At 72.8% G+C, this 25,248-nt stretch carries 15 protein-coding genes and 1 pseudogene; 9 read left to right on the forward strand and 7 right to left on the reverse strand.

Features of this window, described 5'->3' with window-relative positions; genetic code table 11:
* Nucleotides 1–50 precede the first annotated feature (50 nt).
* The 5 genes and pseudogenes from ACIQAK_RS19540 to ACIQAK_RS19560 form a co-directional block, all read right to left on the reverse strand.
* Nucleotides 51–12,245, reverse strand: a complete 12,195-nt coding sequence (locus tag ACIQAK_RS19540; protein ID WP_366389023.1) for a non-ribosomal peptide synthetase/type I polyketide synthase — start codon at nt 12,243–12,245, stop codon at nt 51–53.
* Nucleotides 12,246–12,437: 192 nt separating this feature from the next.
* The gene (locus tag ACIQAK_RS19545; protein ID WP_366389022.1) at nt 12,438–12,767 is read right to left on the reverse strand and encodes an antibiotic biosynthesis monooxygenase; all 330 of its coding nucleotides are present in this window, start codon (nt 12,765–12,767) and stop codon (nt 12,438–12,440) included.
* A 148-nt stretch (nt 12,768–12,915) separates the two neighbouring features.
* Nucleotides 12,916–13,572, reverse strand: a complete 657-nt coding sequence (locus ACIQAK_RS19550) for an aldo/keto reductase (protein WP_366389021.1) — start codon at nt 13,570–13,572, stop codon at nt 12,916–12,918.
* Between the two features lie 289 nt (nt 13,573–13,861).
* Nucleotides 13,862–15,073, reverse strand: a pseudogene (locus tag ACIQAK_RS19555) (NAD-dependent succinate-semialdehyde dehydrogenase); the annotation flags it as partial.
* 147 nt (nt 15,074–15,220) lie between these two features.
* A complete protein-coding gene (locus ACIQAK_RS19560; protein WP_366389020.1) occupies nt 15,221–16,126 on the reverse strand; it encodes an NAD-dependent protein deacetylase in 906 nt (301 codons plus the stop codon).
* A gap of 342 nt (nt 16,127–16,468) precedes the next feature.
* Here ACIQAK_RS19560 and ACIQAK_RS19565 point away from each other — a divergent pair, with 342 nt between their 5' ends.
* A complete protein-coding gene (locus ACIQAK_RS19565; RefSeq protein ID WP_366389019.1) occupies nt 16,469–17,050 on the forward strand; it encodes a snapalysin family zinc-dependent metalloprotease in 582 nt (193 codons plus the stop codon).
* A gap of 176 nt (nt 17,051–17,226) precedes the next feature.
* On the opposite strand, the gene ACIQAK_RS19570 is transcribed toward ACIQAK_RS19565, so the two are convergent.
* The gene (locus ACIQAK_RS19570; RefSeq protein ID WP_366389018.1) at nt 17,227–17,856 is read right to left on the reverse strand and encodes a TMEM175 family protein; all 630 of its coding nucleotides are present in this window, start codon (nt 17,854–17,856) and stop codon (nt 17,227–17,229) included.
* 178 nt (nt 17,857–18,034) lie between these two features.
* Between ACIQAK_RS19570 and ACIQAK_RS19575 the strand changes: the two genes are divergently transcribed.
* From ACIQAK_RS19575 to ACIQAK_RS19590, 4 genes are all read left to right on the forward strand, one after another.
* Nucleotides 18,035–18,898, forward strand: a complete 864-nt coding sequence (locus ACIQAK_RS19575) for an RNA polymerase sigma factor SigF (RefSeq protein ID WP_366389017.1) — start codon at nt 18,035–18,037, stop codon at nt 18,896–18,898.
* A 204-nt stretch (nt 18,899–19,102) separates the two neighbouring features.
* Nucleotides 19,103–20,848, forward strand: a complete 1,746-nt coding sequence (locus ACIQAK_RS19580; protein WP_366389016.1) for a diacylglycerol kinase family protein — start codon at nt 19,103–19,105, stop codon at nt 20,846–20,848.
* The gene (locus ACIQAK_RS19585) at nt 20,848–21,801 is read left to right on the forward strand and encodes a YihY/virulence factor BrkB family protein (RefSeq protein WP_366389015.1); all 954 of its coding nucleotides are present in this window, start codon (nt 20,848–20,850) and stop codon (nt 21,799–21,801) included. Before ACIQAK_RS19580 ends, ACIQAK_RS19585 begins: the two co-directional genes overlap by 1 nt.
* 1 nt (nt 21,802) lies before the next feature.
* A complete protein-coding gene (locus ACIQAK_RS19590; protein WP_366389014.1) occupies nt 21,803–22,609 on the forward strand; it encodes a phosphatase PAP2 family protein in 807 nt (268 codons plus the stop codon).
* On the opposite strand, the gene ACIQAK_RS19595 is transcribed toward ACIQAK_RS19590, so the two are convergent.
* Complete coding sequence (locus ACIQAK_RS19595; RefSeq protein ID WP_366389013.1) at nt 22,603–23,115, reverse strand: hypothetical protein; 513 nt, start codon at nt 23,113–23,115, stop codon at nt 22,603–22,605. The two genes, ACIQAK_RS19590 and ACIQAK_RS19595, sit on opposite strands and share 7 nt — an antisense overlap.
* 253 nt (nt 23,116–23,368) lie before the next feature.
* Between ACIQAK_RS19595 and ACIQAK_RS19600 the strand changes: the two genes are divergently transcribed.
* From ACIQAK_RS19600 to ACIQAK_RS19615, 4 genes are all read left to right on the forward strand, one after another.
* Nucleotides 23,369–23,551 carry a CsbD family protein gene (locus tag ACIQAK_RS19600; protein WP_366389012.1) on the forward strand — a complete coding sequence of 61 codons (183 nt, stop codon included), beginning with the start codon at nt 23,369–23,371 and terminating at the stop codon, nt 23,549–23,551.
* A gap of 126 nt (nt 23,552–23,677) precedes the next feature.
* The gene (locus ACIQAK_RS19605; protein ID WP_366389011.1) at nt 23,678–24,013 is read left to right on the forward strand and encodes an STAS domain-containing protein; all 336 of its coding nucleotides are present in this window, start codon (nt 23,678–23,680) and stop codon (nt 24,011–24,013) included.
* Nucleotides 24,014–24,090: 77 nt separating this feature from the next.
* The gene (locus tag ACIQAK_RS19610) at nt 24,091–24,549 is read left to right on the forward strand and encodes an ATP-binding protein (RefSeq protein ID WP_366389010.1); all 459 of its coding nucleotides are present in this window, start codon (nt 24,091–24,093) and stop codon (nt 24,547–24,549) included.
* Nucleotides 24,550–24,616: 67 nt separating this feature from the next.
* Nucleotides 24,617–24,826, forward strand: a complete 210-nt coding sequence (locus ACIQAK_RS19615; RefSeq protein WP_366389009.1) for a hypothetical protein — start codon at nt 24,617–24,619, stop codon at nt 24,824–24,826.
* Nucleotides 24,827–25,248: the final 422 nt, after the last annotated feature.

The following is a 25,248-nucleotide window of genomic DNA, read 5'->3' on the forward strand; positions in this document are numbered from 1 at the left end:
GGCCGCGGTCTCCCGCCGCGCGGGAGCCGCAGGGAGACAACTCTTACGTTTCATTCCCGGAACGCCCGGTCCGGGAGCTGCCGGGCAACATCCGCGTCGATGGCGTGGGTGAGCAGATGGAGGGGCGCGGCGCGCGTCCCGCCGGCTTCCGCCGCAGCCCAGTAGGCCAGGCCGGTCGCCGCGTCGACCGGGCCGCGCACCAGCGGTACGTCCGTTCCGCAGGCGTGGAGCAGGGACTCCAGCCGGCAGGACGCGATGGTGTCCGGGAGTGAGGGCCGCGCGAGGTAACCGGCCACCGCGGCGGCCGGCAGCCCGTCCGCCACGTGGCGTTCGACGGGACCGATGCCCAGCAGCCCGCCGCCGACGACCAGGACGTCCTTCGTCCGGCCCATCCGGCTGAGGGCGCGCCCCGTGTCGAAGCAGTGCGGGAACGAGTCGTCGACCACCGTCGTACCGGGTGCCAGGCGGTCGACGTCGAGGAGCGTGCCGCCGCCGCTGACCGCCGCGACGATCAGATGTGCCTCGTACACCGCGTCGGGAAGTCCCCGGTCCGACACGAGTACCTCGACGACATCGGCGAGACGGCGTTCGCGCAGGCGGCCGGCGAGTTCCTCCAGCCGTGGGCCGCTGCCCGGTACGTCGCAGAGCAGGAGCCGGGCGGGCGGAGCCGGGGCCTGCCCGAGCAGCAGCTCCAGCGAGGAGGAGCCGATGGAGCCGAGGCCCACGAACGCGACGGAGAGCGCGCCCAGTTTCTGCCCGGTGGCGTCGAGTGCGGCGTGGACGGTCTTGACGACGGAGACGACGGTCGCCGCGTGGCCGGTGGTGACGGCCGTGGCCGCCGCGGTGGTGCCGATGGCGCGCACGACGTCGAATCCGTAGCCGGTGAGCGAGGGGATCATGCCGGCGAGGGAGACGGACCGGGCGCCGCAGGACGAGGCGAGGTCCACGCCGCGCGCGGTGTGCCCGAGCAGGGTCTCGCCGGGGGCCAGTTCGTCCGCGAACAGGGGGACGCACACGAAGCCCGAACGCCCCAGCGGTGTGGTCAGGGTTTCGAGGAGCCGTGGGCGCCCGTCCGGGAAGAGCAGCGAGCGCAGCTCCTCGCGCGGCAGCGCCGCCTCCGGCAGACGCGCCAGCCGGGCGAGATGGGCCGGGGACGGCAGGTAGCCCACGAGCGCGGCATCCATGCGCCGCTCCGGCGGGGAACCGCCCGGGCTGAGGGCGGTACGGCTCCCGGGGCGCCGCTGCCCCGGTACCGGCTTCGTCGGCACCGGTACGGGGTTCGCGGCGGCCACCGCCTGCGTCAGCGCGTCCCGTACGGTGTCCGCGAACACGGCCAGGGCATCCGGCGTGAACGCCGCCGCCGACGCGCGGGCGGTGAGCCGTAGCCGTCCGGCGTCCAGGCCGGCCGCCAGGAACACATCCGTACCGACCGGCGGGGGTGTGTACTCGCTGTCCCCGTCCCGACGGGCGACCCTCAGCGTCCGCCCGCTCTCCGGCCCCAGGGCGGAGAAGTCCAGGAAGGTGAAGAAGAACTGGGAGGCCAGGGGCAGTCCGTCGGGCCGCGACGGCACGGGACCGCCGTGGACCTGCGCCGCGGTGGCCTCGGCGACGACGCGCCGCAGATCGCCCTCGAAGTCCGCGTCACAGGGCCGCTCGGAGCCCGGACCGGCGGGCCGCAGGGGTACGGCCGTGGCGTAGGGGCCGAAGACCCGGTGCGCGTCCGGCAGGGAACGGTCCCTGCCGCTCACGGCGAGACCGAGCACCAGGTCCGCCCGGCCGGCCGCCGCCACGAGCGCCCGGTAGTAGGCGGTCAGCACGGGGGCGTAGAGGGTGGTGCCGGCGCCTGAGGCGAGGCCGCGCAGCGCCTTAACCTGGCCTGCCCCGATCGTGAACCCGTGCGTGAGGAACGCCGGGTGGCGGTCCGCCGGACCCTCGCGCCGGCCTCTGGTACCCATGCCCAGGACCGGCGGCCGGTAGGGGGCGCTCAGCCGCGCCCACCGGCCCTCGCCCCGCTCCGCCACCGGCGTCACGGCACCGGTACCCGCGCCGTCGGTCGCGTCCGCCCGTACGGCGAGCCGGACGCAGTGGTCGCGGAACGTACCGCGCAGCGGGGCCAGGGCCGGCTCCTCGCCGAGGGACAGCGCGTCGTACACGGTCGTCAGCTCCCGTACCAGGAGCGCCGCACTGTAGCCGTCGCCGATGATGTGGTGGGCGTGCACCACGAGGACGTGGTCGTCGGGAGCGAGGGTGAGCACCCGCAGCCGCACCAGGGGCCAGGCCCAGGGTTCGAGGCGGCGCGCACGTTCGGCGGCGACCCGGTCGTCGACGTCGTGCGGGCCGGTGAGGGTCTCGAAGTCGACCGGCAGGCGCAGCGACGGCGGGAGCTCCTGCTGGACGGCCGGGCGTGCTCCGGCGGGGAAGACGGTGCGCAGCATGGGATGCCGTACGACGAGGGCGTCCACCGCCCTCTGGAACCGGGTGGTGTCGAGGGGGCCGCGCAGGCGCAGTCGCGTGAGCCAGGACGACGCCGAACCGGGGGTGATGGCCTCGGCCAGCAGGAAGCCCCGCTGGGTGGGCGTGAGCGGGAAGGGCGCGGGCCCCGCCCCGTCCGCCACCGCCACGGTGCCACCCGCCTCCGGGGCCGACGGATCCGCCGCAGCCGCAGCCGCGTCCACGGCGGTGGCGAGGGAAGCCAGGGTCCGGTGACGATAGATCACGGTCGGCCGGGGCAGCGGTCCGCCCTGCTTTTCCAGCCGGGCGAACACCTCCAGCACCAGCAGGGAGTCGCCGCCCAGGGCGAAGAAGTCGTCCTCACGGCACACGTCGTCGGCCTGGAGCAGTACGGTCCAGATGCGGGCCAGCCGGACTTCGGTCGGGGTCAGGGGCGGCGTACGAAGGACACCGGCGGGCTTCACCGGCTCGACTCCGCCCTCCGTCCGCGGACCGGGCCGGAGGGCGAGCAGCCGCCGGTCGATCTTGCCCGTGCCCGTCAGCGGCATCCTGCCGACAGCGGTGATCCGGGACGGAAGCATGTACGGCGGCAGTGTCTTTGCCAGGTGGAGCCGGAGCGCCACGGTGTCCGCGCCGGACGCTCCCGGCCGCGGGGTCACGAACGCGGTGAGCCGGCCGTCCTGGAGGAGGACGACGGCCTGGGTGATGTCCGGATGCGCCCGCAGCACGGCCTCGATCTCGCCTAGCTCGACCCGGTTGCCGCGCACCTTCACCTGGTCGTCCAGGCGCCCGAGGAACTCCAGGGTGCCGTCCTCGGCAGCCCGCACGCGGTCGCCGCTGCGGTACCAGCGCCGCCCCCGCCGGGTCGTGAACGCGGCCGCGGTCAGGCCCGGTTCGCCGAGGTAGCCGGGCGTCAGGCCGACCCCGGCGATGAGGAGCTCGCCCGGCTCGCCGGGCTGCCCGGGCTCCCCGTCGGGGCCGACGATCTCCACCTCGGTCCCGGCCACGGGACGCCCGATCGGCAGATGCCGCACGTCGTCACCGGGCCGGGCGCGGATGATGTGGCAGGTCGTGTTGATGGTGGCTTCGGTCGGACCGTACAGGTTGGCGATGTGCCGGCCGCCGCCGAAGAGGTCGAACCAGCGGCGCACGTGGGCGGGCGACAGGGCCTCACCGCCGACGTGGATCCACCGCAGGCAGGACAGGTCGGGTCGTGGCGCGCCGCGCCGCACCCGCTCCTCGGAGGCGCTGAGGAGCTGTTCCCAGAGGGTGGGTACCGAGCTCCATACGGTGATCCGGGTGCGCTCGACGTGTGCCAGCAGAAGCTCGGGGTCGCGCAGGAGGTCCCGGTCCACGGTCACCACGCTCGCGCCGACGAGCAGCGGCGCGAGGAGCTGACGGACGGAGGCGTCGAAGCAGAGCGAGGCCGTCTGGGCGAGACGGTCGTGCTCGTCGTACCCGAAGGTGCTGATGGCCCAGGAGAGGTAGTTCTCCATCGAACGGTAGGTGATGGGTACGGCCTTGGGCCGTCCGGTGGACCCGGAGGTGAAGATCACATAGGCGGTCGAGTCCGCGTCGACCGGGCTGACCCGGTCGTCGGCAGGGCCGGGTGCGGCGGACGTCGACATGTCGACGGACACCAGGGTGATGTCACCGAGGGCCTCGCCCGCCGCGCGGGTCGGGGCGTGACAGAGCACCGTACGGACGCCCGCACGGAGCAGCTGGTCCGCGAGGCGCGCGGTGGGGTGAGCGGAGTCCAGCGGCACCCAGCCCGCGCCGGCGCGCAGGACGGCGACGACCGCGACGACCGCGTCGGCCCCGGGCTCGGTCAGGAGCCCGACCAGGCTTCCCGGGGTGACGCCGTGGGCCAGGAGCCGGGCCGCCAGGGCACGGGAGGCACGGTCGAGTTCGCCGTACGTCACCGTGCCGGCACCGGTCTCGACGGCGATGGCGTCCGGGGCGGTACGGAACCGGGCGAGCAGCCGCTCCACGATCGTGGCGGATGCCGCTTCCGGGCGTGCGTCCTTGGCCCCGGCCAGGGCGCCCACCGCCCCGGCCAGGGCGGTCAGCTCCGCGTGGAAGTCGCGGTCCAGGCGGGCCACCGTCCCCGCGTCGAAGAGGTCGACGGGGAAGTTCCACGAGAAGCGCAAAACCGTACCGTCCTGCCAGCACAGCAGGCTGAGACGGGTCGCCGGGGTGCCGGTACCGGCCGCGGTCGGACGCACGGTCACCGGGCACCGCGCGTCGAGCGCGGCCGGGAAGCGGGCGAAGCTGAAGCCGGCCGGGCTCACCGTCCGCGGCCCGGCCCCGACCGGGCCGCCCGGCAGCAGCCGGACCAGGTCAAGGCCGGTGGGCGCGGCATGCTGCTCGCTCTCCAGCCAGACCTGACCGAGCCGCTCGGCCAGGCCCCACACCGACTCGTCCGGATCGCTCTCGCACAGCAGGGGCAGGGTGTCGGCGAGCGGCCCCACGAGCCGGTCCAGGCCCGGCATCCGGGAGTCCCGCCGGGCGCGGGCGACGTTCACCGAGACCTCGCGCTGCCCGCTCCACCGGCCCAGGCAGCGCACATGGGCGGCGAGCAGCAGATGGAACAGGCTCACGCCGTGCTCGGCGGCCCGCCGTTCCAGCGTGGCGGTCAGCGCCGCGTCGAGAACGCTCCGGTGGGACGCCAGGGGACCGGTCGGCACAGCGGCGGGATCACCGTCGTAGGGCAGGCGCAGCGCCTCACCCCGGCCGGCCAGCCGCCCCGACCAGTAGCGCAGGTCGGCGGCGAGGGCCGCCCTCCCGGCCGCGGAGGAACGCTCCTCGGCCGCCGCGGCGGAGTAACGGGCGAAGTCGGTGCCGAGGGCGGGCAGCGACGGCTCGTGCGCGCCTGGCCGCCCGTGCGCGACGTCCTGCCCGAGGGCGAGGGTGGTGTAGAGCGACCAGAGTTCCTCGGCGAGGACGTTGAGGCTGTAGCCGTCGCCGGCCGCATGGTGGATCACCAGCACCAGATGGGCCAGGTCCGGGCTCTCCCGGGCCAGGACCGCACGCACGGGCGGTGCGGCGGAGAGGTCGAACGGATGGTTGCGCAGGGCGGTTTCGAGGTCCCCGACCGGACCGGGACACTCCCGCACCTCGTACCAGGCGGACAGGGCGCAGGGCGGTGCGATGTACTGCCGCGGCGCCGTCGTGCCGCTGCCGTCGCGTCCGTTCTCGTCCCGGCCGCTCTCGATGCGGACCCGGAGCATGGTGTGCCGGTCGGCGAGCGCGGTGAGCGCACGGCCCAGGAGCTCGCTGTCCAGGGGCCCTTGGACGGTCTGGCGGACGTAGCCGTGGGCCGGGATGTCCGGGTGCAGTTGGCCGCTGGTGTAGAGGACCAGCTGGACGGGCGTGAGCGGGAACGGCACCCCGTCGGCGACGGGGGAGGGGGCCGCCGGGTGTGCGGGCGCCGGGTCGGCCTGGGCGTCGAGGTGCGCGGCCAGTTCGCGGACGGTCCGGTACTCGAAGAAGAGCGTGGCGGGCAGGGCGGCGCCGAGCTCCCGTTCGAGCTGCCGGACGAGGTCGACCGCGGCGAGCGAGTCGAGACCCAGGGAGAGGAACGGCGCGTCATCGGGGATCTCGGCCGGAGGCAGCCGCAACGCCGCGGCCAGGAGCCGGCGCAACACGGCGGCGGTACCCGTGCCCGTACGCGTACCGGCGTCCGAGTTCCGCTCGGTGACCACCGGCAGACACCGGGACCGGGCCCCCGGTACGGACCCCGGTTCTCCCCCCGGTACGGACCCGGGTTCTGCCCCCGGTACGGACCCGGGTTCTGCCCCCGGTACGGGCGGCGCCGCCCCATTCCCGGCGACGGGTGCCGTGACCTCCGGGCGGGAGTGTGACGGCGCCAGGTCGGCGAGCAGCAGCTGCGCCGCGTCGACCCCGCACGCCGTACGGAGCGCCGCCAGCCCCGGAGCGGTGGCCACCGGCCGGCTTCCGGCCCGCGGTACGGAGGCGGAACCCGGCCCCGGTCCGGCGCCGAGGGCGGCGGCCATGCCCGTCCCGGCGAAGGCGGCGAGGTTCACGGACCGCCACGGCCGCCCCGCCCGCCGCTCGGCCGCCGCGAACGCGTCGAGGAAGGCGTTGGCACCGGCGTAGTCGCCCAGCGCGCCCGCTAGGCCGGGCAGGACGGCGGACACCGAGGAGAACGCCACAACCACCGCCGGGTCGAGCCCGTGCCGTCGCAGGCCCAGCGAGAGCAGCACCGTGCCCCGCGTCTTCGCGGCCAGCACGTCAGCGGTCCCGTCGGAGCCTGTGCTCCTCAGCGTGCCGGGGCGAACCACTCCCGCCGCGTGGAAGAGGGCGTCCAGGCGCGGCAGTTGGCCGAGGAGCGCGTCGACGTCCCGTTCCACCGTCACATCGGCCACCCGGTGGTGGACGGTGGCGCCCAGCGCCCTGAGCTCGTCGACCAGTCCTGCGGGAAGACGGGGCGAGCGCCCGGCGAGTACGAGCGTGGGGCGGCCCCTTCCGGCCAGGTCCCGGGCGAGCGCGGCACCGATCCCCCCGCCGCCTCCGGTGATGAGGAAGGTGCCGTCGGGCGGCAACGGGGAAGCGGCCGCACCCCGCGGTGCCAGAGGTGCGACGGCCCGGGTGAGCCTGCGGCCTCCGCGCCAGGCGACCGTGGTGGCCCGGCCGGGCGCGCTGTCCGCCCGGAGCTCGGCGAGCACGGCCGCCAGCCGCTGGGCGGGGGTGTCCAGCGAGCAGAGGTCCACGCCGATGGCCGAACAGCCCGGCGTCTCCTGCGGCAGCGCCAGCAGCGGCCCGCCCAGCACCGCATGGGCCGGTCGCGGCCGCTCCGGCGCGGCCCCCGTGGTGTGGACGTCCTCGGTCAGCACCAGCATCCGCCGCGCCCGGGTCTCGTCCAGCCGGGTCAGAGCCGCACCGAAGGCGGCCAGCGCGGTCTCCTGCACCCGGCCGAGCACATCGGCGTCCTCCTGGCCGGGCGCGGGGCCGGCGACCAGGACCACGGCGTCCGGCGGCTCCTCGCCCCCGATGTGCAGCCGGACGCCCTCGGCGGAGAGCTGTCCGGCGAGCCGGCTGACAGACGCGGCGTCAGGACCGGTCAGCAGGACCGACCGCACGGGCGCCGCCGACGTTGCGGGCAGCGCGGCGTCTTGCCACACCACCCGGTGCAGCAGCGGGCTCACCGGCGGACCGGCCCAGTACCGGCTGCGCCGGAAGGGGTAGGTGGGCAGGGACACCCGGTGGTGGTCAGCGTCGAGGGCCGTACGGTCCAGCGGCACACCGCGCGACCACAGCCGTCCGATGGTCTCCAGGAGCGCCCCGCGCCCGTCACCGCGAAGCGTGCCGCCGTCGGAACCGCCGGGGAGAGCGGGTATCACCAGCGGGTGCTCCCGGGCGCCGCCGAAGGCACCGGACGCGTCGGGGGCGGCGGGGGCGGCGGGGGCACACCCCGCCGCCGCGCGTGCCGCCCCCGACAGCGTCGCGCCGTGCCCGACCTCGACGAACGTGTCGTACCCCTCCCCGGCCATGCGCTCCACGGCGGCCCCGAACAGCACCGGCCGCAGGGCGTGGTCGCGCAGGTACTCCGGACCGAGAGCCGGCTGCCACTCGCCGGTGACGGTGCTCATCAACGGGACGGACGGCTCATGGAGAGTGAGCGCACGCGCCGCGTCGGCGAGCCGCTCCGCGACCGGGCGCATGAGCGGTGAGTGGAAGGCCCGGGAGACCCGCAGACGACGTACGGCGATGCCCTGGGCACCGAGATCGCGGGCGGCGCCTTCCACGGCGGAGAGCGAACCGGAGAGGACCTGGAGGCCCGGACCGTTGTACGCGGCCACGGCGAGGTCACCGCCGGCCCCGGCCACCACCGCGGCGACGGCCCCCTCATCCCCGCGAACGGCGATCATGGCGCCGGGCTCGGTGAACGCGCCCATGAGACGGCCGCGTTCGGCCGCGAACCGCAGGGCGTCCTGGAGGGTCAGCACCCCGCTGACACAGGCGGCGGCGATCTCCCCGACACTGTGCCCGGCGACCGCGTCCGGCTCGACGCCCCACTCCCGCAGCTGTCGGGCGAGCGCGACCCCGGAGGCGACGAGCAGCGGCTGCGCCACCTCCGTCACGGCCTGCGCGTCGGGGTCCACGTCCGGGTCCAGGCCCCAGTCCACCAGCGGCCGCCCGCACACCGGCCCGAGCAGCGCGGACGCCTCGTCGAGGGTGTCCCGGAACACCGGCGCCGTACGGTACAGCGCCCGGTCCCGGCCGGGGAACTGCGCGCTCTGCCCGGGAAACAGGAAGGCGAGGCGCGGCCGGGAACGGGCGACGCGCTCCGCGCGCGGGACGGACGCGGCGAGCCGGGCGGAGAGGTCACCGCCCGCGACGACGGCGAGCCGGTGAGGACCGTCGTCCCGGGACGTGCTCGCGGTCAGACAGACATCTCCTTCGTCCAACCCCGGGTGGCCGTCCAGGTGGGCGGCGAGCCGCACCGCAGCCTCCCGCAGCCCGGCCGCGCTGCGGGCCGACAGGGTCAGCAGATGCGGCCCGGCCGCCGCCACGCCCTCGTACGGGGCACGAGGCGGAGCCTCCTCCAGTACGGCATGCGCGTTGGTACCACCGAAGCCGAAGGCGTTGACGCCCGCCACGAGCGGCCCGGAAGAGGCCCAGTCCCGCAGTTCGGTCACCACGCGGAAGCCGGCGGGCGCCAGGCCCGGCGAGGGGGACGCGTGGTGCAGCGACGGGGGGAGCCTGCGGTGGCCGAGCGCCAGCACGACCTTCACGAGGGAGGGCAGGGCGGCCGCGTTGAGCAGGTGCCCGATGTTCGTCTTCACCGAACCGAGCAGCCGCGGCTCGCCGTCGGGCCGTGCGGGAAACGCGTGGGCGAGCGAGCGCAGCTCGATCGGGTCCCCCACGGCCGTGCCCGTTCCATGCGCCTCCACATAGGTCACCGAGGCGGGATCGACACCGGCCGCCTCGTACGCCCGGGTGATGACCTCGCGCTGCCGCAGCGGGTTGGGCGCCATGAGGCTCATCGACCTGCCGTCGTTGTTGACGGCCGTGGCCCGGACCACCGCGAGCACGGAGTCGTCGTGGGCGCGGGCGGCGTCCAACCGCGTCAGGACGACGGCCGCACCTCCCTCACCGGGCACGAAGCCGTCGGCGTCGGCGCTGAAGGCGCGGCTGCGGCCGGTGGGGGAGAGGGCCTGTGCCTTCTCCAGCAGGTGGTGACCGGTCGACGTCAGATGCAGGTTGACCCCGCCGACGACGGCGAGGTCGCACTCGCCGTCCAGCAGGCTGCGCCGCGCCAGATGCAGGGCCACCAGCCCCGACGAGCACGCCGTGTCCACGGCGAGCGCGGGACCGTCGAGATCCAGGCACTGGGAGACGCGGGCGGCGATCAGGCCGGGCAGGCTGCCGGTGAGCGTGTCGGGCAGCGGGGACCCGTCGGCGGCCGCACGGTCCAGGACCTCCCGGTAGCCGCTCTCGCCGACGGCCGCGAAGACACCGATCCGGCGGCCGCGCCGGCGGGGACCCGCGTAACCGGCACGCTCCAGGGCCTCATGGGCGAGTTCGAGGAAGAGCCGCGCCTGCGGATCGAGTGCGCGGGCCTCGTCCTCGCCGATGCCGAAGTAGCCGGCATCGAAACCGGCGGGGTCATCGAGCAGCGCGCCCCAGCGCTCCCGGGACCCCGTCGGCCGAGCCCCGGGGCCCTCCCATCGCCCGTCCGGTACGGGGGTGACGGCGTCGCGCCCGTCGATGAGCAGGCCCCAGAAGGCGTCGGGCGTGTCGGCGCCGGGGAACCGGCACGCCATGCCGATCACAGCCGCCGAGGTGGCATCGGCCCCGGCCGCTCCTCCAGGCGCCCCGCCCTCCCCGGCCGCCGCCGGGTGAACCGGCACAGTCGTCAGAAGATGGCGGGCGAGTGCGGCGACGGTGCCGTGGTCGCGGATCACCGCCGGTGGCAGCGTCACGCCGAAGGCGTCCTCCAGCGCCACGAGAACCTCCATCGCCTTGAGCGACGTCCCCCCGAGGCTCCCGAACGGCTCGTGGAGCCCGATCGACTCCCCGGGCCGATCCAGCACACGCCCCCAGACCCCCCGTACGACCTGTTCGGCCTCGGTCCGTGACGGGGGCACCGCACCCCGCACGGTAGCGGCGGCCCCGGTGCCGGCCGGAGCCACGGCGCCCCGCGTCCCCCGGTCAGCCGCCTCGAACCGCTCCCGCAGCCGCTGCCGTTGCAGCTTCCCGCTCGTCGTACGGGGAAATGCCGCCGGAGGCAGCGCCAGCACCCGTACATCGTCGTGGAGCAGTGCCCGGCGCACCCGGGCGGCGACCCGTTCGAGCACCTCATCCGCCCCGCTCGGCGGTCGGGCCCAGGGGACGAACACCACGACGCGCTCCCCACCGCTCACGGGATCGGTCGAGCCGATCACCGCAGGCGCACCCGGAGGCAGCCCCGGGGTCGCCGCCGCGACCTCCTCCATGTCCGGGGCGTGGAAGGTGCGGCCGTTGAGGAACAGCACGTCCTTGTGGCGCCCCGTGACGCACAGCCGCCCCGATCGCAGGAAACCGAGATCGCCGGTGCGCAGCCATCCGTCGGCGAACGTGTCGGCGCTCACGCCGGCAAGGCCGTGGTAGCCCCGGGCCAGCTGAGGGCCGCTCACCATGATGTGCCCGACCCGCCGGTCACCCAGCTCCGCGCCCCCGTCATCGACGATCCGTACGGCGCAGCCCGCCACCGCAGACCCGACGTCCATGAACTCGACGGCTTCCTCGCCCGGCACGGCGTCCACCGCCACACCCCGGCTCAGCGAGGCCCGGTCGAGGACCAGCGGCCCGGCCACTTCCCCCGGCGGCGGGAACGTCACCGCCAGCGTCGCCTCCGCCAGCCCGTAGACCGGCTGGGCCGCCGAGGGATCGAGTCCCGCCGGGCGCGTCTTGTCGGCGAAGGCCCGCCACACCGTCGGCGCGATCGGCTCCGCACCCACCAGCATCAGCCTCACGGCCGACAGATCCAGCCCCGCGACGACTTCGTCGGGAACCCGCCGTACGGCCAGGGCCAGGGCGAAGTTGGCCGCCGAGAGCACGGTGGCCCGGTGCCGGTCCGCCACCTCGAACCAGATCCGGGGCCGCTTGGCGAACGACAGCGGCCCGATCTTGACCTGCTTGGCGCGGGCGGCCAGCGGGGCGAGGTGGGTTCCGATGAGCCCCATGTCATGGAAGTACGGCATCCAGCTGACCACCACGTCGTCCGCACCCAGCGCCGACGCCGTGCGTATCTGCTCCAGATTGGCCAGCACCGCACGGTGGGTCACCTCCACCCCCTTGGGCGCACCGGTGCTCCCCGAGGAGAACTGCACGAACGCGACCTCGTCCGCCCCGGCGACGACCGGCTCCCGCAGTACGGGCCCCTGCCGCAGCACATCCAGTGCCAGAGCGCTCACACCGTCGGGAAGTGCACCCGCCACCGAGGCGGTCGCCGCGTCCACGACGACGGGCGGCCGGCCCAGCTGCTCCCAGACCGGCAGGACCCGCCGGGCGTCGGGAGCCAGTGGTACGGGGACGAGGCCCGCGGCGAGCGCGCCCCAGAACATCGGCTGGAAGTCCTCGCTGCGATCGGCCAGCAGCGGCACACAGGTCCCCGGCACGACACCGGCCTCCCGGAGGCCCCCGGCCACGCGCAGCGCATCGTCCAGGAGTTCGCGCAGAGAGACGGCCAACTCGCTGCCGCCGCCGCGTACATGAACGACAACCTGCCCGGGAGCCTCACGGACCGCGCCCAGCAGTACATCCAGCAGTGTCATGTCGTCGTCCACCGGTCCCCGTCGGTCCGTTCTCCCCGCGCGTGGCATCGCACGCCCTGATCGTTGATGCCGGCTGCACACGCGAGCTCGGTCGGTCCTCCGGGCCGGGGCGCGACGCTGCCGAATTGCCCGCCGAGCTGCCCGGCCGCCGCGGACGACCCGCCCGACCGGCGGGGCGGGGCCGGGCAGGTCGTACAGCGGCGGCTACGCGCCGGTCGGCCCGGTCTGCTGCACGACCTCGAAGGACCACACGGTGGGCCCGCTGGCCGCCGGCTTCGGGCGCTCGCCGCCACCGGCACCGCCGCCCTGGTGGGCCGCCTTCATCGGACCCTCCATCCAGGCCTGGAAGGATGCCTCGTCACGCCACCGCGTGTAGACGAGATAGCTGTCCGTGCCTTCGACGGGCCGGAGAAGCTCGAACCACTCGAACCCGTCGGAGCCCTCGACGGCACCGGCCCGGGAGGCGAAGCGCTTCTCCAGCGTCTCGCGTTGTTCCTGGGGGACGGTCAGCACATTGATCTTGACTACGCTCATGGCCTCATCCTGCCGTACGGCGACCGGAGGGGAGAGCAGCGGCCCCGGAACACAGCTGCGTCGTCACTTCCGCCGAAGCCCTCGGCAGACAGGCCCGGCCTCGAAGTCTTCCTTCGAGGCCGGGCCTGCGGATCGTCCGACGTGCGGGTCAGCCGTTGAACGTGTCCGGGTCGGGCCCGGTGCGCTCGTCCCGGTTGAGGGCGGAGATCTCGCCGATGTCTCCTTCGGTGAGCTCGAAGTCGAAGAGTTCGAAGTTCTCCTCGATCCGCTTCCGCGTCACGGACTTGGGGAAGACGATGTCTCCACGCTGCAGGTGCCAGCGCAGCGTCACCTGCGCGGTCGACCGCCCCACCCGTTCGGCGATACGGGTGATCGTCGGATCCGAGAGGACCTTGCCCTGGGCGATGGGCGACCAGGCCTCCGTGGCGATGTCGTGCTCGGCGCCGAAGGACCGGACGGTGTCCTGGGTGAGGTAGGGGTGGACCTCGATCTGGTTGACGGCGGGCACCACCGTACTGCTCTCCAGGAGCCGGCGCAGGTGGTTCGGCTGGAAGTTGGAGACCCCGATCGCCTTGACCCGCCCGGACCGGTAGATCTCCTCCAGCGCCTTCCACGTCTCCACGAAGTCCCCCGAACCCGGCAGGGGCCAGTGGATGAGGTCCGCCGTGTCGATGTGTCGATAGCCGGTCTCCAGAGCGGCCAGCGTGGTCTCGCGGGTCTCCTCCGGGGGGATCTGGAAGGTCCCGAAACCGAGCTGGGGGATGGTCACACCGTTGTTGAGGGTGATGTCGGGAACTGCGGGCACGGTGACTCCTTGCGGTCGACGCCTCGGAAGGCGGATGAGAGGTGTGTACGGAAGACGCGGGGCCGGCGCGGTCCGCCCACGGGGCACCGGCGCGGTGGGCGGCACAGAACCGACCCCAGGCGCAGCGGCACGGGCCCGGTCGGAACGCGGGACGACCCGCTCGGACGCGGGGCGGGTCCGGGCAGAGCGCGGGACGGCCCGGTATGAACGCGGGACGGTCCGGGCAGCGCGCGGATCGGTCGCTCGGCCCGCGATGCCGCTCGGCCCGGCCGCTCGGCCCGGCCGCTCGGCCCGCGATGCCGCTCAGTTCGGCGTCCGGCGGCAGTACGCGCACGAGCTTGCGGTTGACGAACTCCTGCATGCCGAGCTTCGAGAGCTCCCGTCCGTAGCCGGAGCGCTTGATCCCCCCAAACGGCAGGTCGGGCTGGGTCGAGGTCGGGTGGTTGACCCAGACCATGCCGGTCTCCACCCGCTCGGCCACCCGACGGCCCCGTTCCACGTCCGAACAGAAGACGGACCCGCCGAGGCCGTACTGGCTGTCGTTGGCCAGGGCGATCGCCTCGTCCTCGTCCTGGACCCGGTAGATCACCGCGGCGGGCCCGAAGAGTTCTTCCGCGTACGCGCGCATGCCGGGCTTGACGCCGGTGAGGATCGTCGGCTGGACGAAGGCCCCGGGACGGTCGATCCGTCCGCCGCCGATCAGCAGCTCAGCTCCCTGGTCGACGGTCTCGCGGATCTGTTCGGCCAGGTCGGACGCCGCCTGCTCGGACGAGAGCGGCCCCAGCGTCGTGGCCTCGTCGGAGGGGTCCCCGGCCTCGAGCGCCGCGAACTGACGGCGCATTCCCTCGACGAAGTCGTCGTAGACATCCGCGAGCACGATGAACCGCTTCGACGCCACGCAGCTCTGCCCGGTGTTGGCCATCCGGCCGGCCACCGCGGCGCCGACCGTACGCTCCAGTCCTTCACTGTCGAGGACGATGAAGACGTCGCTGCCGCCCAACTCCAGCAGGCTGGGCTTCATGTTCCGCCCGGCCCGTTCGGCGACCTGGGCCCCGGCGCGTTCGCTGCCGGTGAGGGAGGCACCCTTCACCACGGGGCTGTCGATGATGCGGGAGATCTCGTCGTGGCTCACGAACAGGTTCATGTAGACGCCCTCGGGCGCCCCCGCGTCGCGGAACAGCACCTCCAGGGCGAGTGCGGACTGCGGACAGATCCCGGCGTGCTTGACCATGACCGTGTTGCCCAGTACCAGGTTGGGGCCCGCGAAGCGCACCACCTGGTAGAGGGGGAAGTTCCACGGCATGACGCCGAGCAGGACACCGAGCGGCTCGTTGACGAGGTACGCCTCGCCCTCCTCGACGTCGAGCGGCTCGTGGGCCGCGAAGCCCGGCCCGTGCTCCGCGTAGTACTCGAGGATCGACGCGGCGAGATCCACCTCGCCGCGGGCCTCGGAGATCAGCTTGCCCATCTCCAGGGTGATCAGGTGCGCAAGGGTTTCCTTCACTGAGGGTTACAGAAGTACGCTCGCGTTGGCTCGTGCCCCCGTGTTCGGCCTCCAAGGGGTCCGCCGGGGGATCGGGCCGGCGGTCTGCGCGGCGAGGCGCAAATCCACCGGAACGGCCCGGTGAACTCCGGCGCCCCCGCAGTCTCACCTGGTCCCGGCCGCCTCGTCATCGACCGGGAGCCCCAGCCTGCCGGCCAAGGTGGTGAGGGCCGACCCCAGCGGGAGCGCGATGCGGGTGACGGCATGGCGGTCGCCCCGGGTGGGGTCCCGGTTGACGATCAGCACCGGGTGTCCGGCCTGAGCTGCCTGGCGGACGAACCGGAGCCCGGACATCACCGTCAGTGAGGAGCCCAGAACCAGCAGCGTGGTCGCCTCGCGGACCAGGCGGCGGCAGTGCTCGACCCTCTGTGGGGGCACCGCCTCGCCGAAGAACACCACGTCGGGTTTGAGGATGCCGCCGCAGACCGTGCACGGCACCACCCGGAAGTCCCCGACCTGCTCGTCGGTGAGGTCGGCGTCCCCGTCCGGGTTGATCGCCGCGGACACCGGCGCGAAGCCTTCGTTGGCCTCCTCCAGTCGCCGGGCGAGCTCACGGCGCGGGCTGAGGGTGCCGCAGGACAGGCAGACCACGCGCTCCAGGCTTCCGTGGAGTTCCACGACGTCCGCACTGCCCGCGGCTTGGTGCAGGCCGCCGACGTTCTGGGTGATCACACCCGAGAGCATGCCGTGCCGCTGGAACGCGGCCACAGCCCGGTGCCCGGCGTTGGGGCGGGCACTGCCGAAGGTGCGCCAGCCCAGATGGCTGCGCGCCCAGTACCTGCGACGGGCCTGGGCGTCGGCGGTGAAGTCCTGGTACGTCATCGGGGTGTGCCGGCTCAGACTCCCGCCCGCCCCCCGGTAGTCGGGGATGCCCGACTCGGTGGAGATGCCCGCCCCGCTCAGCACCAGCGCACCGCCACTGCTCAGCGCGTCGGCGACCGGCTCCAGATCGGTGGTGCCCGGCGACAGCTCCTCGGTGGGGGTCCAGCTCAGCGTGGGGCGCATGCGCATGCCCCCAGGGTACGGAACAGGCCGAGGTCACCGGCGCCGGTCACGGTGGCCCGGCGCATCGCTGCTGTCCCGCGCATTCCGGGGGACAGGCCCTGTCCAGCGACGGCTGCGTGAGCAGTGGACCCGCCGGTACGGGAAGGGGCTGCCGACCCGCGATCAGCACCGCTGCTTTCCAGCCTACCTTTAATGACAGGGACATGATCAATGCCTCGTGGTGGGCATAGGTCCTGCGGCTTTGGAGGTTCGCCAACTGGATGCACAGTACGTCCAGTTGACAGCGACCGCCCTTGCCCACCCTCGGTCCCACCCAGGACCGAGCCCCCCACGAGTGAAGGAACAGCCATGCTGAATTCAACAGGGCTGAAGGCGGCCGGCATCGCCGCGGCGATCACCCTGACCACCATCACGGCGGCCAACGCCACGCCGGCCCCGACTCCGCGCGCCGCGGAGAGGGCAGCGGCGGCGGTGACCATCCGGTACGACGACAGCCGGGCGGGCGGCTGGGAGGCGGCGATCACGGCAGGGGTCGCCTCATGGAACGCGAACGTCGACAACATCAGGCTGGTCGAGGCCGCGCCCGGGGCGCGCGCCGAGATCCAGATCGTGGCGACCAGCGGCTGGCCGCAGGCCACGCTCGGCCCGGTGCGCCCGGGCGGACAGGTCCGGGTGGAGCTGGGCAGCCAGGCGGTCACCCAGGGGCATGACAAGACCCGTATCGCCGCCCACGAGATCGGCCACAGCCTGGGCCTGCCGGACACCAAGCCCGGGCCCTGCTCCCAGCTCATGTCGGGCTCGAGTGCCGGTACCAGTTGCAGGAACGCGGTCCCGAACGCGACCGAGCAGTCCCGCGTCGAATCCTTCTACGCCAACGGCCTCGCCTCACGCGTCCCCGCTGACGGACGGATCCTGGTGGACGCCTCGTAACGGATCGCACGAGACCCGAGAGGCACCCGGCACGAGCCGAAACCGCTCCTCAGGCACTCCGGTTCCCGGCGGCTCCCCGCAGGCCCCCGAGAACCGGAGTGCCGGGCATCCGCATGGCGGAGCGTGCTCCCGTACGGAATACGCCGGAGCGTGCTCCCGTACGGAAGACGCACGGGTCAGCCGTCCTGTCGGGTGCCCCGGCGCCGCTCCCGCCGGCCGAGGGCAGCTTTCGCGGGGAAGAGGGCGAGCCAGCACCACGTGGCCACCTGCGGGGCGAAGAAGGCGATGGGTACGGAGGCCCCGAACACGAGGACCGTCGCGCTCAGGTCGAGCGCGGTGTCCCGCCACTCGCCCACGGCGCGGACGCCGTCCCGGCCCCTCAGCGTGGCGAACACGGCGAGCTGCAACAGGTCGATGAGGCAGATGGTCGCGGCGTACATCGCCACCGCCACCGGCTCGCGGGCGCCGTACTCGGCGAGGATCGACGTGGGGAACGGAACCAGGGTGATCACACCGAGCACCGCGAGCGCCAGATGCTGGGGAAGGCCGCCCGTCCTCGCGGACATCAGCAGGATCTGGCGCTGGTCGCGCCAGAAGATGCACAGGATGAGGAAGCTCACCACATAGGCGGCGAGCTGGGGAGCAGTCTCACGCAGCGCGTCGTGGAACTGCTCGGAGTCCAGGCCGGGCGTGACCCTGACCTCGAGGGCCAGGAGCGTCATGGCGATGGCGAAGATGCCGTCGGACAACGTGATCAGACGGTCGGGGCGTGCTGGCGAAAGACTGCCGTTACTCACCCGGTTCACCCTGGCCCCTCGCCCACAGCCGAACGTGAATTGCTCCTACTGCGGGCACGCCGCTCGCCGGAATACGCGGTCCGAGGACTCGCCCTCTGATCGGTGTGCGCTGCGGCCGCCTGGGTACACGATGCCGCGTGCGCGCGGGACACCGCGGCGATGACCGGGAAAACTCGGAGGACTGACCGTGTCGATATCCACGGAGACCGTGCCTGTGGCTGCGGACCCCACCGCCCTGTCAGGGCTTCCGCAGATCGATGATCCGCTGAAGATCGCGCCCAAGGACGCCCGGGCGCTGGGGGCCCTGTTCTTCGAGCAGCTGCAGGTGCTGGAGGAGGGCACCCACGAGTACCAGTACGCGCGGAACACCCTCATCGAGATGAACCTGTCGCTGGTGCAGTTCGCGGCGAAGCGGTTCCGCAACCGTGGCGACGGCCAGATGGAGGACATCATCCAGGTCGGCACCATCGGCCTGATCAAGGCGATCGACCGCTTCGAGCTGTCGCGCGAGGTCGAGTTCACCTCCTTCGCGGTCCCGTACATCGTCGGGGAGATCAAGCGCTTCTTCCGCGACTCCACCTGGTCGGTCCACGTCCCCCGGCGCCTGCAGGAACTCCGTATCACCCTGGCCAAGGCCAAGGAGGAGCTCACCACCACCCTCGGCCGCGACCCCGGAGTCGCGGAACTCGCCGAACACCTCGGCATCACCGAGGACGAGGTCATCGACGGTCTCATCGCGTCCAACGGCTACACCGCGGGCTCCCTCGACCTGCCCATCGGGTCCGATCAGAGCAGCGCCGAGACCGTCACCTACGGCGATATCAAGGGTGACTGGGACCCCGCGATGGATCTCGTCGAGGACCTCCACGCCTTGGCTCCCCTCCTGGAACTCCTGGACGAGCGCGAACGGGAGATCATCAGGATGCGGTTCGGCCAGGAGATGACCCAGGCTCAGATAGGCGAGCGCCTCGGCGTCTCCCAGATGCACGTCTCCCGCATCCTCTCCCGCCTCCTGGCCAAGCTCCGTACGGGCATGCTGACCCAGAACTGAACCACCCTCGGCGATACGTCCGGCGGTACGACCCCGGGGGCGCAGCCCGCTCCGGGCTGCGCCCCCGGAACGTATCCGGCGGGCGGACCGAGGCGAAGTCCCACACCCAGGTCTGCTCTGCGACTTTCAGGGAATACGGCGTAGCGCCGGAGAAGAACAGACTTCTGCGGCGCCGCCGTGCCGCGGGCGATCGTGGGGGATTTGATGCCGACTGCCATACCGGCGAGAGCGATCGGTGGCTCCGGACCGCCGAGTCCACGACGCCCTGGACGCTCTCCCGCCCTGACCAGCGGCACCGGCCGCGCCGCGGCCCGGATCGGGGCATTCGCGGTCTGCCAGGCGGCCATGATGGCCGGGATCGGCCTGCTGATCACCGGACCGGCACAAGAAGTGTGGCCCGTCACCGCCGAGGACGCGGTGAACGAAGCCTTCGAGCGGGGACGCGACAGCACCCTCACCACCGCGTCCACGGTCGTATCCGCAGCGGGGGACACCACCACCGTGGTCGGGCTCACGACCCTGTGCTGCCTGCTCCTCCTCCTGACGCCCCGGCTCCCCCTGTGGCGCGAGGCGGCCTTCCTCGCCCTCGGCGTCTCGCTCCAGTCCCTGGTCTTCCTCGTCATCACGGAGTCCGTGGACCGCACCCGACCGGACGTGGAGCGCTTGGACGACTCGCCGCCGACATCCAGTTACACCTCCGGGCACACCGGAGCGGCCACCGCGCTCTACGCCGGCCTCGCCGTCCTGGTCCTGTCCAGGGTCCGAGGCCGCTGGCGCGGGATCGTGGCGGCACTGCTGCTGCTGATCCCACTCCTCGTCGGGCTGGCCCGGCTCTACCGAGGAATGCACCACCCCAGCGATGTGGTGGGAGGATTCGTCAACGGGACGCTCTCGCTGATCGTCGCGGGCCGTGCCGTGCTGGCCGACGACGCCTGGGCCGCGCCGCCCCCGGCAGACGCAGTGGACATCGCCGTGGCGGCCGCCCAGAGCCGGCCGGGCCCGTCACGGGAGCGCGCTGTCGTGATCGTCAACCCGACGGTCACCGCCACCGCCACCCGCGACCGGCTGCGACTGGTCCTCGCCCAGCACGGCTACCGCGATCCGGATTTCGTCGACACCACCGCGACGGACACCGGGGGAGGCCAGACGACCGAGGCGGTTCGCGCCGGAGCCGGCCTCGTGGTGGTGTGCGGAGGGGACGGCACGGTACGCGCGGTCGCCGACGCCCTCGCCGGCACCGGCGTCCCCCTGGTGCTCGTCCCCTGCGGTACGGGCAATCTGCTGGCCCGCAACCTCGGCCTGCCGCTGGCCCCCGCCGACGCCCTGGCCGCAGGACTCACCGGCGAGCCCCACGCCCTCGACCTCGGCCGCATCGAAGGGGACGGGGTGGATGGCACGCACTTCACGGCCATGTCGGGAGCCGGACTCGACGCGGCGATGCTGGAGGGCACCTCCGACCGCGCCAAGTCGGCACTCGGCTGGCCCGCCTACGTCCTGGCCGGCTTCAACGGACTACGAGCCCCACGGATGCGACTGATGATCACGCTCGACGGTGCGCCCGAGGTGCACCGCACCGCCCGGATGGTCCTCGTCGCCAACATAGGCACCATCCAGGGCGGCGCGGCACTCGTGCCCGAAGCCCGGCCCGACGACGGCCTGCTGGACCTCGCGCTCTTCGACCCGCGAGGCCCGGGCGGCTGGCTGCGTACGGCGGCCGTGCTGCTACGCGGACCGTCACGCCGCAGCGACGGACCCCGGGCCGGCACACACCAACGCTCGACCGAGGGAGGGGGACCGGTGGAGTTCTTCACCTTCCGCCGTGCCGAGATCACCTTCACCCGACCGCAACCACGTGAGGTGGACGGCGACTCCGTGGGACCCGGCCGGCGGATCTGTGCCGAGGTCAGGCCGAGCGCCCTCACCATCCTGCTGCCCACCCAGGAGAAGTGATGGGAACCGCGACCCGCGTACCGGTCACCCGCGACATGACCGGTGACGAACTGTCCGCCGACGAGGCCCTCGTGGCGCTGCGCAGATACGGCCGCTGGCCGCTGCTCCGCGACGCGTTCGTACGCTTCCGCTATGCCGACGGCTTCAGCCACGCCCGCGCGCTGGCCCTGCAGACGGTACTGGCGGTCATCCCTCTGGTGATCGCCTTCGTCGGCCTGTCCACCGAGCTGCACACCGAGAACATAGGAAAACTCGCCGAGCTCACCATCCGCGGCATCAGCGAGGGACCGAGCGCCGGAGTGGTCGAGGACGCACTGGACCGCAACAGGCAAGGAGACGGGGACGGCGCGCGGCTCGCCCTGTGGCTCGGGCTCGCCTTCTCCCTGGCCAACGTCACGACCGCGATGTGCCAGATCGAACGGGGCGCCAACCGGATCTACGGAGTGGAGCGGGACCGCGTCTTCCACCGCAAGTACCTGCGCGGTCTCGTCATGTCGGTGAGCGCGGGCATACCGCTGGGCGTCGGCTCGATCATGATGGTGGCCGGGGGAGACCTCGTCGACGCCGCCGCTTCCGTCTACGGACTCGGCGACGGTGCCAGAACGGCCTGGGACCTGCTGCGCTGGCCACTCGGCCTGCTGCTCGCCCTCATCTCGGCGAGCGCCATCTTCCGCCGCTCGCCGCGCCGGAAACAGCCCGGGTACACCTGGCTCGCCTTCGGTGCCGCCGTCTACCTGGTGCTGTGGACGCTGCTCAGCTGGTCGCTCAGCCTGTACCTGGGGATCAGCGGCTCCTTCGACACGGTCTACGGACCGCTCAGCGCCTTCATGTCGCTGCTCCTGTGGGCCTACCTCACCTCCATCGCACTCTTCATCGGACTGTCCTTCGCCGCTCAGCTGGAAGCCGTCCGCGCGCGCAAGCCCGGCCCGATCAGCGCCGACCCAGGAGCCTGAGATGTCCGCACCCGACGTCACGCGGGAAGCCGCCGAACGTCGTACTCGCCGCGCGGACCGCCGGTTCGGCGTCCGCCTGCTGGGAGCCGTCGCCGTCACCACGGCCGTGGCGGTCCCGTTCGCTCTCCTCCTCGTCCTCGTCGAGGGGAAGTGGCCACCTCTGCGGCGCCTCGACGCGGGAGCGGCTCGGCGGCTGCACGCCACCGCCCTCGAACACCCGGAGTGGACCGCCACGTTGCGCATCCTGTCCGACTGGGTGTGGGACCCGGCGACCCTGCGCGTCGCCGTCGCCCTGCTCACGCTGTGGCTGCTCCACCGCCGCGCCTGGCGGCTCGCCGCGTGGGCGGCGGTGACCGCGGCCGGCGGCGCGACGATCGGGGTGCTCGTCAAGGTCGTCGTCGAGCGGGCCAGGCCCTCCCTGGAGAACCCGGTGGCCCTGGCGCCCGGCTATTCGTTCCCCTCAGGACACGCGATGACGGCGACCACGTCGTTCGCCGTCCTGCTCCTGGTCCTGCTGCCCATGGTGCCGCGCGCCTGGCGGGCGGCCTGCTGGGCCGTGGCGGTGATCTCGGTCCTGGGCGTGGGGTTCACCCGGATCGCCCTCGGCGTCCACTGGTTCAGCGACGTGATCGGCGGCTGGCTGCTGGGGGGAGCGGTCGTGGTCCTGACCGGCTGGGCCTTCGAGGCATGGAGGGCCGACGCCGGCCGACGCCGTACGAACGTGGCCGAGGGACTCGAACCCGAACTGACCGGCAACGTCCCGGAACCGGCGCCCGTGGGTCCCCGGCGGACCGCAAAGGATCAGTAACCCTGCCCCGCCAGGAAGGAGTCGAAGCCGAGCGCGAGGGACCGGGCCTCGGTGATGTGGCCTCCCGCCCCGCCCTCGACCAGCACGAAGGTGCGGAGACCGTGGCGGGTTCCGACGACCCACATACACCGGCCTCCGTCACGCAGCAGGGCCAGGTCCAGCCCGGTCCCGGTGACCGCGTCCGTGACCTGCTCCAGGCTCTCCCGCTGCCAGAGCACTCCCGCGATCCGAAGACCCCGAGGATGCAGGGCCTCCTCGCAGACCGTGCGCAGGGCTTCCACGTCGTCGCGGCTCCGCTCCTCCTGATCACCGGCACCGGACCACGGCTCGTCGGTGCCCGCCGGGTCACGGAAGTACCGCCACGCGTCCTCACCGTCCCGACCGCCGACGGCGAAGAACCCCGCCTCGGACGAGAAGGCCGCCGCGGCCCGCACGGCGGGCCGCTTCTCACCGAGGGCCAGATAGGCCCGGAGGACTTCTCCCCACTGTTCGGTCACGGAAGACATCAAGGGTGGCCTTTCGTCGACATGTTGCGTCGTTCACTCCTGTCCGGGTCACCGACCCGGCCGCTCGCCACGGGACGACGGGCGCGCCGCCCGCCCCTGGCCTCCGCGTCTCCTACCCAGGGACGCACCAGGGATGTACCGGTGGGACCGGAACCGCGACACACCGATCTCTCAGGAAACCTGCCGCGCTTAGGGAACCGGTCTCGGGGTGAGTCGGAGTGCAGCACGGTTTCCGAGTCGTACGAGGGTGGGAGTGGACAGGGCAGCGGACGAGAAGGCCCAGGCCGCGGGTGAGCAGGCCAAGGGTAAGGTCAAGAAGGCGGTCGGCGGCGCCGTCGGCAACGAGTCCCTGCGGGCCGAAGGGCGCGCCGAGGAGTCCAAGGGCGACCTGCGGGCTGCCAAGGAGAAGGCCAAGGACGCCTTCAGGAACAAGTAGGCGGGACGAGGTGATCCCGGCGGCCCCGCAGGGTACCGCCGGGATCAGTGCTGTGGGTGGCCCGTTGGTCCGCAGGCACCTGAGGGGGGGGAAAGTTTCGGGATGATGTCACACGCGAATTCGGTGGTGGCCCAGTCGGTCGACGGGGCCGTGGTGGTGCGGGTCCGGGGTCAGCAGGACGGGGACAGCGAGGGCTTGCCCGTCCTGAAGGAGATCCTTGAGGAAGCGGCCGGGGGAACCGATGCGAAGCACACGGTGCTGGACCTGTCAGCCACGGGCTTCGTGGACTCCTCCTTTCTCCACCTTCTTCTGAACGCCCGCCACGACTACGCGCGGACCGGCAAGGCCCTGGTGATCGCCGGGCCCCTGCCGGTAGGGGTGCGCCGCCTGTTCGAGGTCACCGGCACCGCGGGGGCGTTCACTCATGCCGATACGGTGGATGAGGCTCTGTGTGATGGCTGAGGGCAATCTGCCGTTGGTACCGCGTTTCCCCGGGCCGGGGCGTGTGCAGCCTGTTGAGAAGGGCAGGCGGCTCTGCGATGACGGATGACAGCATGGCTCCTGTGCGGGATGTTTCCATCGGTGCGGCGCCGGTGGGCGACAGCTCCGGCGTCGGCGCGAGCGTACCGAGAACGGCGGCGGAAGCACGCGATCGGGTGGAGACACTGCTCGACAAGGGCATCCCTGGCCGGGAGAACGAGCCGCTGGACACCATCCTGCTGGCTGATGTGTTGCTCGTGACGTCGGAACTGGTCACCAACGCCATCCGGCACGGCGGAGGCCTCACGGCCTTCGACGCGCGACTGAGCACTGACGGCCTGACCCTGTGCGTCGACGACGCCAGCTTGCTACCCCCCGTGGTCACGCGGCCGGCGGACCGGGGCAGAGACGGCACCGGCGGATTCGGATGGCCGCTGATCCGTTGCCTCGCCAAGCACGTCGCCGTGACCCAGCGGCCGGGCGGCAAGCGAATCACGGCGTTCATCGCGTTCGGATGACATCCCCGGGAGACTCCCCGTCCGGCCTTGTTCATGACCAGCTCAGGCATGTGGAAACATAGAGCCCATGGATACGATTTCCTCCGTCGAGTTGGCCGCCCAGCGTCAACGCACTGCCGAGGCCGCCGCGGACGCTGCACGTGCTGATGTGGAGATGGAGGCCGTGGCCGCGGTCCGCGAGGGTGAGCCGGTGGAGGACGTCGCCGAGATCTCGGGCATCGACTCCACCGATCTGCGGCGTCTGGACGAGACCGCCGGAGACCTACCGCAGTCCTGACCAGGCTCCCCCCCATCGACCGACCTCCTCGACTCCTCGACTTCCCGGGCATCGGCAGAGGCCGCCGACGACTCCGGGGCGTCGAATGGCGCCGGTCGGCGTGCACCGACGGTCACAGGCAGTACGGCCTGATTCATCGCCGGATGGTCCGCCAAGTACGACCTCGCCCTGGTGAACGCCCTCAAGCGCTGCCCACCCGCCGCTTCGATACCTACTGGGCCGACCCCCATCCCCCCTCTCCACCGCCGCCACCGAACTACTGGAACAGCGCCAGGGCACCTACGTGCCGGTTGCCGCCGACCGCTTCCTCGCCCGTACCTCCGGCGCCGTTGTGAGTTCTCATTCTCGCTGTAGTGGAGAAAGGTCTCTGAACTGCGATGCGGCAGGTGGCTGAGAGGTGTCATGGGCAGTTCTTTCGTGTC

This window comes from Streptomyces sp. NPDC088706 (assembly GCF_044752765.1).
GTDB lineage: Bacteria > Actinomycetota > Actinomycetes > Streptomycetales > Streptomycetaceae > Streptomyces.